This is a genomic window from Acidovorax sp. KPB24-03 (assembly GCF_057546605.1).
In genome coordinates, this window is sequence record NZ_BAAJYR010000531.1 from 1 (window position 1) to 2008 (window position 2008).

At 66.3% G+C, this 2008-nt stretch carries 2 protein-coding genes and 1 pseudogene; all 3 read right to left on the reverse strand.

Annotation, left to right across the window (positions count from 1 at the left end; translation table 11 throughout):
• Positions 1 to 647, reverse strand: a 647-nt coding sequence (locus AC27KI_RS23600) for a Cache 3/Cache 2 fusion domain-containing protein (RefSeq protein ID WP_487116158.1), incomplete at its 3' end; no start/stop codon positions are given.
• Between the two features lie 369 nt (positions 648 to 1016).
• The gene (gene metW, locus AC27KI_RS23605; RefSeq protein WP_284397602.1) at positions 1017 to 1601 is read right to left on the reverse strand and encodes a methionine biosynthesis protein MetW; all 585 of its coding nucleotides are present in this window, start codon (positions 1599 to 1601) and stop codon (positions 1017 to 1019) included.
• Positions 1598 to 2008, reverse strand: a pseudogene (gene metX / locus AC27KI_RS23610) (homoserine O-acetyltransferase); the annotation flags it as partial. The pseudogene metX and the gene metW, both read right to left, overlap by 4 nt.

The following is a 2008-nucleotide window of genomic DNA, read 5'->3' on the forward strand; positions in this document are numbered from 1 at the left end:
GCATCTGCTCGGTCCTGCTTTTGCATCTGCTCCTGGAAGGCCGACAGGTCGTTGCCCACGAACAGGATGGCGATCACCTTGCCCGCCGCATCCTTCACCGGCGCGTAGTGCGCCATGTACGGCTTGCCGAACAGCATGGTGCGGCCCGTGTAGGGCTGGCCCGCGAGCACGGGCGCGTAGGCGGGGCTGGCGCGGTCGAGCAGGGTGCCCTGGGCGCGCTCGCCCTTTTCGTTCTTGACCGAGGTGGTGATGCGGATGAAGTCCTCGCCCTTCCTCGCGAAGACCGTGGCCACGCCGCCCGTGTCTTGGCTGAATTTGTCCACCGTGCCGTAGTCGTCGTTCACCGCGACGCCGAAGCTCGTCAGTTGCCCGCTGGCCTCGTCCAGTTGCATGCTGGGGTCGAAGCCGCGCTGGAACGCCTGGGCCGAGCGGCGCACCAGTTCGCGGTTGGCCTCGTCCACCGCGTTGAGCGACTGGCCTACCGCATCGACCGCATCGCGCACACCTTCGGTGATCTGCGTGCGCGCGGCCTTCGTGGTGATGAGCGAGATCGCGATGCCCACCGCAATGAGGGCCAGCGCCACCAGGGACAGGGCCAGCAGGGTGACGCGGCGGGCGACCGATCGGGTGCGGACGGGTGGAGTCATGGCGGTTTTTGGGGTTCGGTCGCAGGGAAGGGAGACGGGGCGGGTGCGCTGCGGAAGACGCCGATCCCATCGTAAGCAACCGTAACTTTGGCAGGATGAAGGCAATCCTTTAAGGGAAAACCCTATGTACTGAGGGATTCAGTCTGCTTGGCAGCAGCGATTTCGGGGGCGAAAAATGCCTTCAGGGCATGTTTTTCTAGGGCGTATTGCTACATTAATAATAGCAATCGGATGTTCGGGTGTTTTGTAGTGCTCGTGACATTTCCACGGTGTTGGCGACCTGTGCGGGGGAGCTTGGGCACGTGGGACAGCGCCCGAGGCAGCCCCGTGCCTCGGCAAGTCGCCCTCCCGGCCGCAGCCCTGCGCCCGTCAGGCGTGCTCGAAGTGGAACACCGCCGTGCCCGCCAGGGCGTTCGGCAGGAAGCGCACCTCGCGCCCGTCCTGCAGGCCGAACGCGTCGATCACGCGCAGGGCGTTCTTGTGCGCCAGCACCTCGAAATCCTTGAACGTGCCCACGCGGATGTTGGGCGTGTCGTACCACTGGTAGGGCAGCCGGCGCGTGACGGGCATGCGCCCGCGCAGCACCGACAGCCGGTTGGGCCAGTGGGCGAAATTGGGAAACGCCACCACGCCCGCGCGGCCCACGCGGGCCGTCTCGCGCAGCATCACCTCGGTGTTGCGCAGGTGCTGCAGCGTGTCGATCTGCAGCACCAGGTCGAACGAGTTGTCGCCGAACATCGCCAGCCCTTCCTCCAGGTTGAGCTGCACCACGTTCACCCCGCGGCGCACACAGGCGAGCACGTTGGCGTCGTCGATCTCGATGCCGTAGCCCGTGCAGCCGCGCTCGCGCTGCAGGTACGACAGCATCGCGCCGTCGCCGCAGCCCAGGTCCAGCACCCGCGCGCCGTGCGGCACCAGCCGGGAAATCGCATGCATGGTGGCTTTCTCGGTCATGCGAACTCCTTGGCGATGCTGTCGAAATACGAGCCGACGACGCCCATGTAGCGCGCATCGTCGAGCAGGAAGGCGTCGTGGCCGTGCGGTGCGTCGATCTCGGCGTAGCTCACGTCGCGGCGGTTGTCGAGCAGCGCCTTCACGATCTCGCGGCTGCGCGCGGGTGAAAAGCGCCAGTCGGTGGTGAAGCTCACCAGCAGGAACCGGGCCGTCGCGCGCGCCAGCGCCAGCGTGAGGTTGCCGCCGTAGGCGAGTGCGGGGTCGAAGTAATCGAGCGCGCGGGTGATCAGCAGGTAGGTGTTGGCGTCGAAATACTCGCTGAACTTGTCGCCCTGGTAGCGCAGGTAGCTCTCGATCTGGAACTCGATGTCCTGCGTGCTGTAGCGGTAGCCCGGCCCCGCGCCGGG

Bases quoted from the DNA above. Each gene is read 5' to 3' on its own strand.
- metW (WP_284397602.1), bottom strand. From the start codon at position 1,601: ATGACCGAGAAAGCCACCATGCATGCGATTTCCCGGCTGGTGCCGCAC.